Below are 13,969 nucleotides of genomic sequence, written 5' to 3' on the forward strand. Positions count from 1 at the left end.
GTTGTTTAAATATATCGGATGAATATTGGTTAGTTCGTGGGTTATAATAAATTAAATGGCTCCTATAACTGATTATATATATGTCAAATTTTACATAGAAGTTAAAAAAACCATTAAAATTGGTGGGGACGGTAGTTATATCATAGAGAATTATGTATAATCAATCTTGCATTATCTATCATAAAATAGGAAAAGTATGCAAAAATAGCATGTGTGACGAGTATAGGTAATTAATGAACAAATAAGAGCTAGACTATGTAATTAAAAGAATGAAAACATAACGTAAATAAAACGAAAATGAAAACGATGAGTGAGGGGTTTTATAATGGAAAAATTTATCATCAAGGGTGGTAATCCGTTAAAGGGTGAGATTACGGTTTCTGGAGCGAAGAATAGTGCAGTTGCGCTAATTCCTGCAGCGATTATGGCGGATTCACCGGTGGTAATTGAGGGCGTACCGGAAATTGACGACGTGTTCGCTTTAATTGAAATATTGAAAGACTTTAATGTAAAGGTTGATTTCAACGAGCATGTCATGCGTATTGACCCATCGAACATGGAAAATAGCCCAATGCCTGATGGTAAGATCCAAAGCTTGCGCGCGTCTTACTACTTCATGGGTGCCTTATTAGGTAAATACGGTGAGGGTGTTGTTGGTTTACCAGGTGGTTGTAACTTGGGGCCTCGTCCAATGGATTTACACTTAAAAGGTTTTGAAGCTTTAGGTGCTGAAGTAAGCAACGAATTAGGTGCTATGCATTTAACAACTAACGGTAATGGTCTTACAGGTACTGAAATTTACCTAGATGTTGTCAGCGTCGGCGCAACCATCAACATTATGTTGGCAGCTTCTCGCGCTAAAGGGATAACTGTCATTGAAAATGCAGCCCGCGAACCTGAAATCATTGATATCGCTATGTTATTAAACAAGATGGGTGCTAAGATTAAAGGTGTGGGTACTTCTACTATCCGTATCGAAGGTGTGGACGAGATGCACGGTGCTTCTCACCAACAAATTCCTGACCGTATCGAAGCCGGTACTTATATTGCAGCTGCTGCGGCAGTTGGCCAAGGGGTTACTGTCAAGAACGTCATTGCTGAACATATTGAAAGTTTCCTAGCGAAATTACGTGAGATGGGTGTCAAAATGGACATCAGCGATGATGCTATCTATATTCATCCAAATGACGGTCAATTAAAAGCTGTGGATATTAAAACAGCGCCATACCCAGGTTTTGCAACTGACTTACAACAACCTGTTACGCCATTATTATTAACAGCGAATGGTAACGGTAAATTAGTAGATACGATTTATCCAAAACGTGTGAAACATGTGCCTGAGTTGGCGCGTATGGGTGCAAATATTGAAGAACACAATGACCAAATTACTTACACTGGCCCTAACCAATTAACAGGTGCAACTGTGACGGCTTCAGACTTACGTGCTGGTGCTGGTCTAGTGATTGCTGGGTTAATGGCTGAAGGTGAAACTGAATTATATGGTGCCGGTAATATTTTACGTGGTTATGACCATATCGATGAGAAATTGTCAGCTTTAGGTGCTGATATTCAATTGGTACAATACGATTATTCTACAGTAAACTAATGTTGTCGCTGTAGTGATGCATGTTAGGACTGTGGCAAGGGTGTCGCAGTCCTTTACATTTCTACCCAAACAACAAGCAAGTCCTCTCTTAACACTTCTTAGACCCAAGGAGCTGCTGGCTTCATAATAGCTAGCGACATCTTTATGCACTCAGCTTCTAGGCGGTCATCCTTTTCCAGAAAGTAACTAAGTATTGATAGAAATGAAGGTTTTTTTATGTCAGATAATGAGCAAGAACACGTGAAGTTGCATAGTTTGCAGGCTATGACTTTGAAGGAGATTTACCAGTATGCGAAGGCGTATAAGGTCCCTTATTATAGCCAAATGAATAAGAAAGAGCTGATTATGGCTGTCTTGCGGGCGCAAGAGGTGAGTCAGGGCTTTATGAATGTCGAGGGTGTGCTTGATATTACAGGGTCTGATTTTGGTTTCTTGCGGTCTATTAATTATTCGCCTAGTCAGGAGGATATTTATATTTCGAATTCTCAGATTCGCCGGTTTGGTTTGCGGAATGGGGATTTGGTGTCAGGTACAGCTCGTCCGCCTAAGGCTTCTGAGCGGTACTTGGGCTTGATGCATGTGTATGCGGTGAATGGTAAGGACCCAGATGAGGCGAAGGAACGGGCGCATTTCCCAGCCTTGACCCCTGTTTATCCGGATGAGCAATTACGGTTGGAGTCGACGCCTGGACGTTTGTCTGCGCGGATGATAGATTTGATTTCGCCTGTTGGTTACGGTCAACGTGGTTTGATTGTGGCACCTCCTAAGGCTGGTAAGACGGTCTTGATGAAGGAAATCGCCAACGGAATTACAGCTAATAATCCGGATGTTGAGTTGATTATGCTGTTAATTGATGAGCGTCCTGAAGAGGTGACGGATTTAGAGCGATCAATTGATGGGGAAGTGGTTTCGTCTACTTTTGATCAACGACCTGAAAACCATGTGCGGATTGCGGAATTGGTTTTAGAACGGGCGCGTCGTTTGGTGGAAGATAAGCGTGATGTGGTTATTTTGATGGATTCAATTACGCGTTTAGCCCGTGCTTACAACTTGGTTGAGAAGCCGAGTGGCCGGACTTTATCTGGTGGTATTGATCCAGCTGCATTCTATAAGCCGAAGAAATTCTTTGGGTCAGCCCGTAATATTGAAGATGGGGGCTCCTTGACTATTTTAGCGACAGCTTTAGTAGATACTGGTTCTCGTATGGACGATATGATTTACGAGGAGTTCAAGGGTACGGGTAATGCGGAGATTCACTTATCTCGTGACTTGGCAGAATCTCGTGTCTTCCCAGCGATTGATATTCGTCGTTCATCTACTCGTAAGGAAGAGTTGTTGCATGATGAGTCGGCCTTGAAAGTTTTATGGAAATTGCGCCAGACGATGAAGGGCGATATGTTGGTTTATACCAATGAAATGCTGAAGGAAATGAAGAAAACTGAAACCAATGAACAGTTTATTGACCGGCTTGATGTCTTTTTATCCAAAGGAAAAAACAAGGGTAAATCATAAATATCTACTTGAAAGTGATAGTGCATTGTGATAGACTACTCGTGTTATGTTAAAAATAATCTCTGGGCTGCAGAAGTTCAGGGCGAAAAGGAGAGTATGTACAAATGAAACAAGAGATTCATCCAGATTACCATCCAGTAGTATTTATGGATACAAGTACAGGATACAAATTCTTATCTGGTTCAACAGTTCATTCTGCTGAAACAGTTGAGTGGGAAGATGGTAACACTTACCCATTAATCCGTGTTGAGACTTCATCAGACTCACATCCATTCTACACTGGACGTCAAAAATTCACACAAGCAGATGGTCGTGTGGACCGTTTCAACAAAAAATACGGTTTCAAAGACGAAAACGCAGAAGAAGCATAAGCTTCAAAAACATTGTAATAACAAGGTTTTGGAACTCTACTGTTCACGCAGTAGGGTTCTTTTTTTATTTTCTGCCAACTTTTTGCCAACTTTTTATTAAAAGCGAACATGATTTATAGGAAATTATCCGTTTACCTTTTTCACAAAGTCTGCAAATTCATTACCAATCCTTTTGCTAGATTCTTTGTTGATATGGCTGTACACCTCGAGTACCATTTTCGTATTTTCATGTCCCAAGCGTTCTTGAACTTCTTTGATAGACATTCCAGCTTCAAGCAATAAGGTAACATGTGTGTGTCTTAGTCCATGCGCAGTCATTTTCCCAATTTCTGGGAACTTCTTGCAAACCGCTTGAATACGGTCATAAGCATATAAGGGTTGATAAATCTCATTCTTATCATTGGTAAACATGAATTGATTCTTACCGCTGGTATTGTACCCAAGCATGAACATGATTTCTTTTTGTTTAGATTTCCAATTTCTCAATACTTGGGCGGTTTCATCATCTATTGAGATAGTACGTTCACTTGCAGATGATTTTGTAGTCCCAACTTTCTTTTCAAAGTTTTTACCACGAATGATTGCACGTTCAATCGTGATGGTATTGTTCACTTCGTCAAAGTCTTTCCACATTAAGCCACACGCTTCGCCCTCACGAATACCAGTAAAACTCATTAGATGGATAATCGCATACGCTTTTGGATCATTCATCTTTTTGGCACATTCCAAGAAGTATACTAATTCTTCTCTACTAAAATATGGCGCTTCGTACCGTTCAGATTTCAATTTACGTGCTTTTCTAGGGCGTTCAACGTCCTTCATAGGATTATCATCAATAAGCTTCAAAGTCTTTCTAGCATACTCTAAAATGCGTGTAGCAAGTCCAATCATGTTACTGTAATTGGTAAATTCTCTAGTGAACTTGTTTACCAGCGATTGGCACATAATAGGGGTAATTTTATCTACATAGTGCTTACCTAGATTAGGCACGATATGATTCAACACAATATCCCTTTGAATCTGGAAAGTGCTTTCTTTGATGTTACTCATCTCATAAGTTTCAAGCCAAATCTTTGCTACTTCTTCAAACTTCAATCGGTCTGTGTTGGTAGTCCCAGCTTTTAGAAATTCTTGTTTTGCCTTGCGTTCTGCAATTTCTGCATCCCTTTTTTTAGCAAAGCCACTCATATTCTTGTAGATTTTCTTACCAGTAATCGGATCAGTACCTAGATAACCTTTAACTCGATACATGGGTTTGTTGGTTTTCTTATCTATATATTTACTAATTTTCATTTTATTACCTCTCTAATTATTCATTGTTCGCACGCCAATGCCATGAATTTGTGGGAGGTTTTTTTGTTATAAAGAATCTGAATAGGGAACGCCTAATTCATCCATCTTGTTTCCAATTTTTTTCTTGCTATTCATCAAATCTTGAATGATTTCATTAATAAAATCATCTGAAATTATACCATCTTCTACACTTTTGCGAGTTGCTGGGTCATGTTGATACTTTGAAATTTCAATATGTGCATTTTCAAGTACATCACGCATGAAGTACAAATAGCTTTCTTCAGTTCTAGCTTCTGAATTATATAGTGAGTTTAATCTTTCTTCAGTCCATGACCTAACTCTAATATATATTTCTTCATAAGGTAATACCGATTCAGAAAGTTGAGTAAATTCTTCAATTAAATCAGATAGCAAAGTGATGTACTTTTCTTTATTGGCTTGATAATCCTCACGCTTATACCCTTGATTGTCTGATCTATCAAAAAAATCTTGTAATCCATCTTTAACACCTTTAGAAATCAATTCTTCTCTAGTACCATACAATAATTCATCAACAGAAATTCCTGCTAAATCTGCAAGAATAGCCAAATTCTTTTTGTTAGGTGCATTTCTGCCTATTTCCCAGTTATAAATCGTTACTTTTGAAGTATTGAATTTTTTTCCAAATTCTTCTAAAGTAAGACCTTTCTCCATCCTGATACTTTTTATTTTATTTCCTAATCGTATTTTATCCATATAGCAATACTCCTTATTATAATTATCTTTATATGAATCATAGCATATTTGTTAGCAAAAGTTAATTTATTTGTTGACTTTTGAAAATAAAGATGGTTTAATAAGAGTACAAAGTTAGCAAAAGTTATTCAACTTAGAAAAGGAGGAGAAGTTAGATGGAAACTCAAATTAATAAAATTGCTGGATATAGAGCAATGCTGGGTTTAACCCAGCAACAAATGGGGGAAAGGTTAGGTATTAAAAATAAACAAACCTATTCTTTGAAAGAAAATGGGAAACGTGCATTTTCTGATAAAGAGAAAGAACTTTTAAAAAAAATCATGTTGCCTTATTTTCCAGATATTACAATAGACGATATTTTTTTTGAAAAATAAGTTAGCAAAAGTTATTCTTTTAACATTGAAAGGAGTGATTAAATTGAACAAATAATTGTCGCTGATTAACCAAGAGTGTTAGATCAGTAAGTTTCCAAGTTTTATATAGAAGAACCGATTCAAAATGGAGGGCAAAGAAATATGAAGCAGATGGTTAAACAAACGTTCCGAATTATGATGGTGTACGTTCTAATCTTATTACTTTTGGCTTCGTACTTACTTGTTACGAATGAAGTTTACAAAGGACGTTACTATGCTGGGGATGAAAGCTACTATCTCTATAAATGATGGGGGTTGAGAAAATGGAAAAACCACAATTTGAAGTGAAAGTAATTCTAGGAGAAGAACAGAAACAACAAATCTACACAGAATATCTTAGTGATCTGCAAAGCGTTCTGAAGTCGGTAAAAGAAAACAACGGTAAGCGGTACATGTACCAAAAAGAGTTGATGAATTACTTGCGTATTGGTATGACAACACTTAATGAAATGATTGACAATGGATTGCCTTATGTATGGTTAGGTAACAAAAAAATGTTTGATATGCAAGATGTTGAATCGTATCTGAATGAAAGAAAAGTCTATTAAATAGCACGCCAATGCCATGACTTTTAAATCAAAATTTAGGTAATAAAAAAAGCTTAATGAAAATGGGAGTTTTCACTAAGCTAGAACAGTTTTTCTTCGCAAAAAATAGGTCTTTTCTTATACCTATTTTAGCATTTTTTGAAAGAACATTCAATATAAAAACAAATATTGTACTACTAGAATAGGAGAATTAATTATGAAAAAACAAATCGAATTTGAACAGTTAGAAGAATTAGGTAACAAAAGCCATGATATTAAAGTACTCGCAGAAATTCAAGATTATATTTTGAACGATCTGGGCGAGCAAGCGATAAAGGCTGGGCAATCAAATAATAAAGAAGAATTTGCTTTCTTAGGATATGAATTTTCTGTACTTGCTGAACAAATTATCTACCTTAATCATTTAATTCTTGATAAGGCAATCGAAAATGAAAGCAATGTTCAAAAGTATTTCAAATCAGATGCAGAAAGAAATTAATGTGTTACCAGCTATCACTTCTCTCAATTTTTAAGTAGAGGATATAGCAAAAGAAATCAATTATCCAAGTACCTCAAGAAAGGGGGCAAATTTCAGAAAATGAATAATTTAATCGCTAGAGAATTATTAAACCGATTGGAAAAAATCAGAGATGTGTTAGATGAAATTAATACTCCTAACCTATCTAGCATAAAAGAAATTATTAAGAGTATGCACTTCGCAGATATTACCAGCGAACAACAAATTCTTGATAACAAAGGGGATGTTGTGTACAAAAAATTTGTTCATGGCAAACACGAAAAGATTGGCAATATCAATCTTAGTTACACCATAAAGGCAAAGAAAACTGGATTAGCTTATGGGCGGATTAAAGAGGAAATTGACAAAAAAACAGATGAGAAGAAAATCACATTCAAGTATGTTCATCTCTCAAATTATGCGAGGTTTTTATCCGATTTAGTCGCAGAAAAAGTTATCTACTCTAAAGAATTAAAATGCTTTTTGATTGTTGAGGGTATGAAATTTACAAAGCTAGATGAAGTGAAATTCATTCTTACATATCCGATTGATAAAAAATTGAGGATTAATGATTTTTTAGAAGTCCTAGCAGAATTATTTGAGAAGTATAGTCCCTTTGAACATGGGTACACTATACAGCCTTATACATTCGCTGGTATCGATTGGATCTATGATTGCAAGAATTTGTTACTAGATGTAAGACCAACTGATTCAAATAACCTTTATTTTGATTATTTTGAAGTGAAGAATAGCGAATTTAATTTTGAAATGGCAAGCGACTTCATCAATATGATTGCCAATGATGATGGTAGCTTCAATAACTTATCATTAATGCACGCTTATGTGATGTATCGAAAATTAGACCTTGCACCAGCGGAACAAATGTTTTTCATGAAAGACTTTGGGCGAACTGGTAAGGGATTATTCCTAAAAACTTTTTACAATATTTTCAAAGTAAATCCAATCAACTTTGACTTGCTGGTAAACAGTACTGGTTATGGTAAAGAAAGCGAATGGATGAACTTTTACGGTGCTGAAGTGGCACACGCAAATGAAACTGGAGAAATCGATAACAAAGGTATGGTGGCACTTCGTAAGATTGCTACTGGAGAAGTTTTGACTGGTAGGTCAATCGGTGGAGATAACTTCAAATTCAAGAACAGATCAGTATTGATTCTTGATACAAATGAACAGATTCAAACAAACGAAATTACCGCCAATAAATCACGAATTGTCAATATTGCATTGAAAGATAGACCTAAAGGAGAAACGACTGAACAAAGATACAAAGTTTTTGAACCTTATTGGAAATTCATTGCACCTAATGATGAAGCGGTTGAAAGTGCTAGTTTGTCATTTCTGATTTTGAGTTTAGATAATTTAAAAGCTTCAGATGGCAAATTCAATTTTGAAAAAGTTACATTGAAGAATTTCTTTTCTGCTGATGAGTTTACAGAAACACAAAAAATCTTGTTACAGACTATTAGTGAACAAGGCTTCATCTTTGCTGGGGACGAAATTTTGCAAAAAGCAATCGAAAGCGATTATGGCAATTTGCGATTCAAGAAAGCCCAAGATGATATTAAAGCCATCGGTGTTAAGTTGAATCATCAAAAGAAAATTGAGGGGCAAAATATCAAAGTTGATGTTATTGGAGATGAATCGCTATTCAAAGAATCATTGAAACTATTGGAGGAATGGTAACCCATGATTCGTAAAAGGTAGCCATTAAGAAAAATATTTTTAGAAAAGGTAGCCTAACAGTATCGCTTGGTACTACTTAGGTATCTATAAAAAACGTATAAGTTACATAAGGGTAACCTAAGTAACCATGATAATGAAAAATAGTGAAGTAGATAAATGGTAATAAGTTATGAATAGCTTTAAATAGGGATTTATGTATTTTGTGTTTTGAGTTGTCATGTGTAGGGAAATTTAAGCTACTTAGGTTACTAGGTTACCTATATATGGAGGTATAAAGAAATGAATATGTACCAACGTGCTTTATACCTAGCTGAAAAAGGTATACAGACAATTCCATTAGACCATAACAAAAAAAGTATTGTTACTTTTAGGGATGTACCAATCACACCAGAATTTGTTAATACCCACGAAAACTTGTACCGTTCTACTACTGTACTTGGATGTTTAACTAGGGACTTATGGTGTATCGATATAGACAAAGACCATAAAGACGGACAAAACGGTTTTGAAAGTATTGAAGCCAATCCATTCGCTGAAGAAATACTGAAAAATGCGACAAACACGTTTAGACAAGTAACTCCATCTGGTGGCTTGCACCTAATATTCAAAAAGAAGAATGATGTAAATTATGGCCAAAAATTGGGCTACCTTGATGGTGTAGATATTAAAGCACATAACAATAACTACTTCGTTTTTGCTGGAAGTGTTACAAGTAAAGGTACTTACACCAACAACGAAAAACCACCAGCGTTCTATGATGGAGAATTTGAAAATAGAATCTTCTCAACAAAGGGTAATTTTCAAGAGCAGATAATGGCAAAGTATTCAGTTAAGAATGTTTTCAGTAATACAGATTATTCGTATCTACCTAGTAAGAACGGTAAGGGCGGAAAAGGTAAAGAAGCCTACCAGCGAATCATTGACGGTCAAAGTGTCATGAGAAACAATGATCTGTTCCTTGCTTCATCTTATGCAAAACAATACAACTTGGACTTAGAACCCTTAAAGATTCTCATCGGAGATAAAAATTCAAATGGGGATGTGTTCACAGAATCAGAATGGGAAGCAACTGTTAATAGTGCAAATTAAAGGAGAAATTATGATGGACCAATTAGAAAAGCAAATGGTTAAAAATGCGAGTAAAATCGCCAACATTATCGAAAGCGGAACGATTGAGCAAAATGATGTGGAATTTGTCCTAAATCATCTCAAACAAGAATCTGCATACATTAATCACTTAGAGCAAAAATTGAATGAAGCTGAAGAAGATTTAACTCATATCGAACAGTCTTATGCAGATTTACATGCAGACTATTTACTTAAAACACGAAACTCAAAGCCATCATTGTTAAAGACTTTGATTGTTGAAAGCACACCATATCTCGGCTTGTAAATTGTTGCTATTACTACCAATGTTTTAATGAAGGAGATTTATATATGAACTTAGATTTGGAAGATTTATACGATAGAGGTTTTTACAGAAATTTATTCAAAGAAGAAGATTCATTAGGACAAAAAATAGCAGTTGGCGATATTTTAGTAGTAAAAGATGAAGATGAATTTAAGGAATCGGCTCATGTTACTTTTATCTATAAAGGCGAATGGATTGTGCACCCACTATTTGATTTAAACATTCATGCTTATGAGGGATTGAATGGGATTAAATATGCTGAAAGAGATGGCGGGGCTGGTTACTTGACACTAAAGACGTTTATGGAAGATAACGAGGTTAAAGAGTTCGGGAACATCTTTGATATTCATCAATTCGCAGAATATATCGTGAAGAATGATGATTATGAAGTATTTAATGAAGGAGATTTATATAAATGAAAATTACAGATACAAAACTGCAAGAGTTGAAGAATGCAATTGCCAAATCAGAAGAAAAGTTTCAAGCCAAAAAAGATAATTTGCAAGTTGGTTTAGATAAAGCAATTAAAGACATTGAAAAAGCCACTGATGAATTGGATAAAGCCAAGTTAGGCGATGACCCAACCGCTTATAGTGAAGCCCGAAAAGCATTGCAATTGGCACAGGATGGCAAAGACTTTTTCGCACAGAAATTAGATAGCTTAGAAGATGAATCTTTATTGACTGATGATGAATATAACCAGATTCGTGATGAAGCATTGGCGGAGGCGAAAGCCAACAAAGAAAAAGCAGAGGCGGAAGTCAGCAAGTTATTAAGTAAGATAGAAGAAATTGCCAGTGAACAAGCTAGCTATACTAGAGAGTTAAACGATAATCTGAAATCACTTGGGTTACCAGCTAACAAAGACGGCTTCAAGCTGACCTACTTTAATACCTATATCCAAGCCAGCCCAGTATACAAAGAAATTGTTAAATAGAAAGGATAATTATTTATGACAGACAACCAACAACCAATTTATGTAACTGATCCATCAAGAGCGAAAGCACTAGCCGAATATGAGAAGTATGTATCAATGATTCCAGCGGAACAAGTGCTATACAACCAAAAACGTTCGAAGTTGTATATTGATGATGATGGGAATGTAGACGTTGATACTATGAAAGAATTAGCCGAAGTTAAAGAACTTGCTAGACAGGACTACTATTCTAAACAGTTCGCAATTAGAGAGGCAGAACTTGAAGCCGAACGAGTTGAAGCTCAGGAATTTATGAAGTCTTATGATGATTTTTTAGTCAAGAAGAACGAGGAAAAAGCCCAGCAAGAAATTGCCAAGGCTAAGGCCGAGGCTGAGGAACATATCGAGAAAACAGTCCGACATGCCAACAATCTAAAGACGGAAGATGAACAAGAGAAGGACAACGCTTTGAAGGATATGCTGAAAGGTTTATTAGGGTAATTCACTAGGCACAGGCGAATCATATCGCTTGTGTCTTTATATGATGTACAGCAGTATGGCACACGATGTATGAGATATAGGGGGGTACTGGTATATAGCGAGGGAGCTTTAATTTTTACCCCACCCCTTACTTATACACCGACACCCTACCATACACCATACACCAGCCACCCAACTACCCACACCCTAGGTCTACCATGCACCACACAACGCCTCACAGCGGTTCATCTATACAGAGTTGAGAGATAATTATTTATTTATTATTTTATTTATTTAAATAATCTTTTATATTATCCAGTTGACCTATCCAGTTGGCTAACCCCAGCAGTATAAACATAGCTAGACGGAAACCAAAAATATAATGATGATTAAAAAATATTGTGGCAATGTTTCGACCAGCTCATCGAGTTTAGATAGTTACAAATTGAGGATATAATCTATAAAAAAATAATTTAAAAAAACTTTATTACGATTACCAATCACGAAATCAAATATAGGCAAATAAGGCAAATGCTTGCGTTCTAAGGCGTTTAAAAACACGGGGCAAGGGAATCCTACCCCCACCCCAAATTAAGGACTTCATGCCGTACTGCTCATATTTTCGCACGTTAAAACATTCAAAAGTAAAGGAAGTGAACTAAAAATGATAAAGAAATGCACTATTTGCGGTAATGACTTTGAAGCCCCTACAAATAACGCTAAATATTGTAGTGATCCATGCAAGAAAAAGGGGCGGAAATTATCACAGAGAGAATGGCGTGCTAACCACAAAGGCTATTTTAAAGACAAGATGATTACCTACCGTAAGAAGAAAAATAACTCATAATGCTAACCTATCCAGTGCGATGCACTCATTATCAAGAAGGAGGTTGAACGGTGTCATTTTATAGTAGACCTAAATTCGTGCTGAAAAGATGGAAGATATATGCCATGCACAAAGATGAACTAAGTAAGTTTGAAATCAACGATTATAAAAAAATTATGACCGCTTTAAAGAATGCACCTAAGCCATTGCTGCAATTTATACATAGTTTCTTTTATGAACATACTGAAATAGTTGAAGCGTACGGAAATAAAAGACATGTAGGGAGTGCCTACACAAATAAACTCATGAAATACGATGATTATTGCGACATGGTGGGAATCACTAGAAAAGAATTCAATCGACTTATGACACAGGTTTGCATGCTGATGTATGACCATTATTTTGAAGAAACCATAGAAGAATATACGAGCAGATAATAAGGGGGTTAGTCATGGAGAGCGCAACTGACAAAGAAATTAAGTACCATATCAGGCGACATATAGCCTTGCCATATAAGATTAAACGACTTGAAACAGAACGCCGTAACTCTCAATTATATGCGTATAGCATGCAATCATTTACAGGTACTTCACAATATGGTTTTTCAATAGATGATTATACGCAAGCTATGGATATTGAGCGGTTCGTTATTCGTTTGGTATTGGATCAAGAATCATTAGACAGGCAAATTAGCGCCCTTAAATTGCGTTATAAGCTATTTCAAGAGTTGTTGCCTACACTTGACTACCCGACACTTAAAACCCTTTTAAAACAAGATTATTTAAGCGATTATGAAGTTATGGTTTATAGTGAGATACAAGAAATCAACTACTACATCGACCAGCACAAAAAGGCAGAAAAGCAGCAGCAATCAGATAATGAAGTTGCTAGCCTAGATTTAACCGAAACCGATATTAACGATATACTGACCAGCGATGATTGGGAAACCACCAAACAAACAAAAATCAGTGTATTGAATAATGCCGAAGATGAACTAATGGCTATGTTGAAGTAATGCCTGAGGTTTTGGCTAAGTAAATGTAGTAATTATATAGTAGGTAGATTCAGATTAGGGCGTAAAGATTGGGTGGGAACAACGCTGATATAAACAAGAGATATATCCAAACCAAGTTGGTGCTGATCAATCAAGTAGGAGCAATCCCAGACGATAAGCAACGCTAAGCGGTAAGAATGGTATATATCCAAGATATGCAACTAGATGATGTTGCTAGAGTTTTAAGATTACCTATTTCAGAAGTAAGAACACTATTACAATTTTAGATAGGAGTATATAAAAAATGAGTAACCAACGATTGATTAAGAATGAAATTGCCAATAAATTGAAAGAACTGAATCATCTATCTTTTTGCGATATAGAAGATATATTTGAACGGTTTGAATTTGACTTCATCAAAGTAGGTACTGGAATTTCATTTCCAAGTAATCCTAATGTGATTTTATGGACTGGATGGAATAGTGAAGCTACTACTTTGCTGGTAGAAGTAATTGGAGAATATCAACTTTCTTTCAAATCAACTGAAAAAATTGTTTATATGGTGGATGGTAAAGTGTTACCAATGCCACTTGCAAGAGGGTTTGAATATCCTTATAAAACAGAACATTGGTTACCTACAATTATCGTACCAGCGTAAAGGTGG

General features: G+C 36.0%; 17 protein-coding genes. 15 read left to right on the forward strand and 2 right to left on the reverse strand.

Going from position 1 to position 13,969, the window contains the following annotated elements:
- Positions 1-325 precede the first annotated feature (325 nt).
- From AWM76_RS01450 to AWM76_RS01460, 3 genes are all read left to right on the forward strand, one after another.
- A complete protein-coding gene (locus AWM76_RS01450; RefSeq protein WP_003142275.1) occupies positions 326-1,606 on the forward strand; it encodes a UDP-N-acetylglucosamine 1-carboxyvinyltransferase in 1,281 nt (426 codons plus the stop codon).
- Between the two features lie 216 nt (positions 1,607-1,822).
- Positions 1,823-3,118 (forward strand): transcription termination factor Rho, encoded by a 1,296-nt coding sequence (gene rho / locus AWM76_RS01455; RefSeq protein ID WP_003142273.1) that lies wholly within the window; start codon positions 1,823-1,825, stop codon positions 3,116-3,118.
- A gap of 104 nt (positions 3,119-3,222) precedes the next feature.
- The gene (locus AWM76_RS01460) at positions 3,223-3,489 is read left to right on the forward strand and encodes a type B 50S ribosomal protein L31 (RefSeq protein WP_003142271.1); all 267 of its coding nucleotides are present in this window, start codon (positions 3,223-3,225) and stop codon (positions 3,487-3,489) included.
- A gap of 123 nt (positions 3,490-3,612) precedes the next feature.
- On the opposite strand, the gene AWM76_RS01465 is transcribed toward AWM76_RS01460, so the two are convergent.
- Both AWM76_RS01465 and AWM76_RS10265 read right to left on the reverse strand, forming a co-directional pair.
- Positions 3,613-4,782, reverse strand: a complete 1,170-nt coding sequence (locus tag AWM76_RS01465) for a tyrosine-type recombinase/integrase (RefSeq protein ID WP_003142269.1) — start codon at positions 4,780-4,782, stop codon at positions 3,613-3,615.
- A 66-nt stretch (positions 4,783-4,848) separates the two neighbouring features.
- On the reverse strand, positions 4,849-5,517 hold the full coding sequence (locus AWM76_RS10265; protein WP_003142268.1) for a helix-turn-helix domain-containing protein: 669 nt from the start codon (positions 5,515-5,517) through the stop codon (positions 4,849-4,851).
- Between the two features lie 155 nt (positions 5,518-5,672).
- Between AWM76_RS10265 and AWM76_RS01475 the strand changes: the two genes are divergently transcribed.
- The 12 genes from AWM76_RS01475 (at position 5,673) to AWM76_RS01535 (ending at position 13,963) form a co-directional block, all read left to right on the forward strand.
- Positions 5,673-5,891 (forward strand): helix-turn-helix transcriptional regulator, encoded by a 219-nt coding sequence (locus AWM76_RS01475; RefSeq protein ID WP_003142267.1) that lies wholly within the window; start codon positions 5,673-5,675, stop codon positions 5,889-5,891.
- A gap of 302 nt (positions 5,892-6,193) precedes the next feature.
- On the forward strand, positions 6,194-6,478 hold the full coding sequence (locus AWM76_RS01480; protein ID WP_039935360.1) for a helix-turn-helix domain-containing protein: 285 nt from the start codon (positions 6,194-6,196) through the stop codon (positions 6,476-6,478).
- Between the two features lie 196 nt (positions 6,479-6,674).
- Positions 6,675-6,956 (forward strand): hypothetical protein, encoded by a 282-nt coding sequence (locus AWM76_RS01485; protein WP_003142262.1) that lies wholly within the window; start codon positions 6,675-6,677, stop codon positions 6,954-6,956.
- 99 nt (positions 6,957-7,055) lie between these two features.
- On the forward strand, positions 7,056-8,678 hold the full coding sequence (locus AWM76_RS01490; RefSeq protein ID WP_003142261.1) for a hypothetical protein: 1,623 nt from the start codon (positions 7,056-7,058) through the stop codon (positions 8,676-8,678).
- A gap of 279 nt (positions 8,679-8,957) precedes the next feature.
- Complete coding sequence (locus tag AWM76_RS01495) at positions 8,958-9,767, forward strand: bifunctional DNA primase/polymerase (RefSeq protein WP_003142260.1); 810 nt, start codon at positions 8,958-8,960, stop codon at positions 9,765-9,767.
- A 13-nt stretch (positions 9,768-9,780) separates the two neighbouring features.
- Positions 9,781-10,071 (forward strand): hypothetical protein, encoded by a 291-nt coding sequence (locus AWM76_RS01500; protein WP_039935357.1) that lies wholly within the window; start codon positions 9,781-9,783, stop codon positions 10,069-10,071.
- Positions 10,072-10,115: 44 nt separating this feature from the next.
- Complete coding sequence (locus AWM76_RS01505) at positions 10,116-10,508, forward strand: hypothetical protein (RefSeq protein ID WP_003142258.1); 393 nt, start codon at positions 10,116-10,118, stop codon at positions 10,506-10,508.
- On the forward strand, positions 10,505-11,026 hold the full coding sequence (locus AWM76_RS01510) for a hypothetical protein (RefSeq protein WP_003142257.1): 522 nt from the start codon (positions 10,505-10,507) through the stop codon (positions 11,024-11,026). Before AWM76_RS01505 ends, AWM76_RS01510 begins: the two co-directional genes overlap by 4 nt.
- A 15-nt stretch (positions 11,027-11,041) precedes the next feature.
- Complete coding sequence (locus tag AWM76_RS01515; protein WP_003142256.1) at positions 11,042-11,506, forward strand: hypothetical protein; 465 nt, start codon at positions 11,042-11,044, stop codon at positions 11,504-11,506.
- Positions 11,507-12,382: 876 nt separating this feature from the next.
- The gene (locus AWM76_RS01525; protein ID WP_039935352.1) at positions 12,383-12,748 is read left to right on the forward strand and encodes a hypothetical protein; all 366 of its coding nucleotides are present in this window, start codon (positions 12,383-12,385) and stop codon (positions 12,746-12,748) included.
- Between the two features lie 14 nt (positions 12,749-12,762).
- Positions 12,763-13,326, forward strand: a complete 564-nt coding sequence (locus AWM76_RS01530) for a hypothetical protein (RefSeq protein ID WP_003142254.1) — start codon at positions 12,763-12,765, stop codon at positions 13,324-13,326.
- A 283-nt stretch (positions 13,327-13,609) separates the two neighbouring features.
- Positions 13,610-13,963: a PA14 domain-containing protein gene (locus AWM76_RS01535; RefSeq protein WP_003142253.1), complete on the forward strand. Its 354-nt coding sequence runs from the start codon at positions 13,610-13,612 to the stop codon at positions 13,961-13,963.
- Positions 13,964-13,969: the final 6 nt, after the last annotated feature.

It is taken from the genome of Aerococcus viridans, assembly GCF_001543285.1.
GTDB lineage: Bacteria > Bacillota > Bacilli > Lactobacillales > Aerococcaceae > Aerococcus > Aerococcus viridans.

Excerpts from the sequence above, each read along its gene's own strand:
- AWM76_RS01450 (WP_003142275.1), top strand. The coding sequence starts at position 326 with ATGGAAAAATTTATCATCAAGGGTGGTAATCCGTTAAAGGGTGAGATT.
- rho (WP_003142273.1), top strand. The coding sequence starts at position 1,823 with ATGTCAGATAATGAGCAAGAACACGTGAAGTTGCATAGTTTGCAGGCT.
- AWM76_RS01460 (WP_003142271.1), top strand. The coding sequence starts at position 3,223 with ATGAAACAAGAGATTCATCCAGATTACCATCCAGTAGTATTTATGGAT.
- AWM76_RS01465 (WP_003142269.1), bottom strand. The coding sequence starts at position 4,782 with ATGAAAATTAGTAAATATATAGATAAGAAAACCAACAAACCCATGTAT.
- AWM76_RS10265 (WP_003142268.1), bottom strand. The coding sequence starts at position 5,517 with ATGGATAAAATACGATTAGGAAATAAAATAAAAAGTATCAGGATGGAG.
- AWM76_RS01475 (WP_003142267.1), top strand. The coding sequence starts at position 5,673 with ATGGAAACTCAAATTAATAAAATTGCTGGATATAGAGCAATGCTGGGT.
- AWM76_RS01480 (WP_039935360.1), top strand. The coding sequence starts at position 6,194 with ATGGAAAAACCACAATTTGAAGTGAAAGTAATTCTAGGAGAAGAACAG.
- AWM76_RS01485 (WP_003142262.1), top strand. The coding sequence starts at position 6,675 with ATGAAAAAACAAATCGAATTTGAACAGTTAGAAGAATTAGGTAACAAA.
- AWM76_RS01490 (WP_003142261.1), top strand. The coding sequence starts at position 7,056 with ATGAATAATTTAATCGCTAGAGAATTATTAAACCGATTGGAAAAAATC.
- AWM76_RS01495 (WP_003142260.1), top strand. The coding sequence starts at position 8,958 with ATGAATATGTACCAACGTGCTTTATACCTAGCTGAAAAAGGTATACAG.
- AWM76_RS01500 (WP_039935357.1), top strand. The coding sequence starts at position 9,781 with ATGGACCAATTAGAAAAGCAAATGGTTAAAAATGCGAGTAAAATCGCC.
- AWM76_RS01505 (WP_003142258.1), top strand. The coding sequence starts at position 10,116 with ATGAACTTAGATTTGGAAGATTTATACGATAGAGGTTTTTACAGAAAT.
- AWM76_RS01510 (WP_003142257.1), top strand. The coding sequence starts at position 10,505 with ATGAAAATTACAGATACAAAACTGCAAGAGTTGAAGAATGCAATTGCC.
- AWM76_RS01515 (WP_003142256.1), top strand. The coding sequence starts at position 11,042 with ATGACAGACAACCAACAACCAATTTATGTAACTGATCCATCAAGAGCG.
- AWM76_RS01530 (WP_003142254.1), top strand. The coding sequence starts at position 12,763 with ATGGAGAGCGCAACTGACAAAGAAATTAAGTACCATATCAGGCGACAT.
- AWM76_RS01535 (WP_003142253.1), top strand. The coding sequence starts at position 13,610 with ATGAGTAACCAACGATTGATTAAGAATGAAATTGCCAATAAATTGAAA.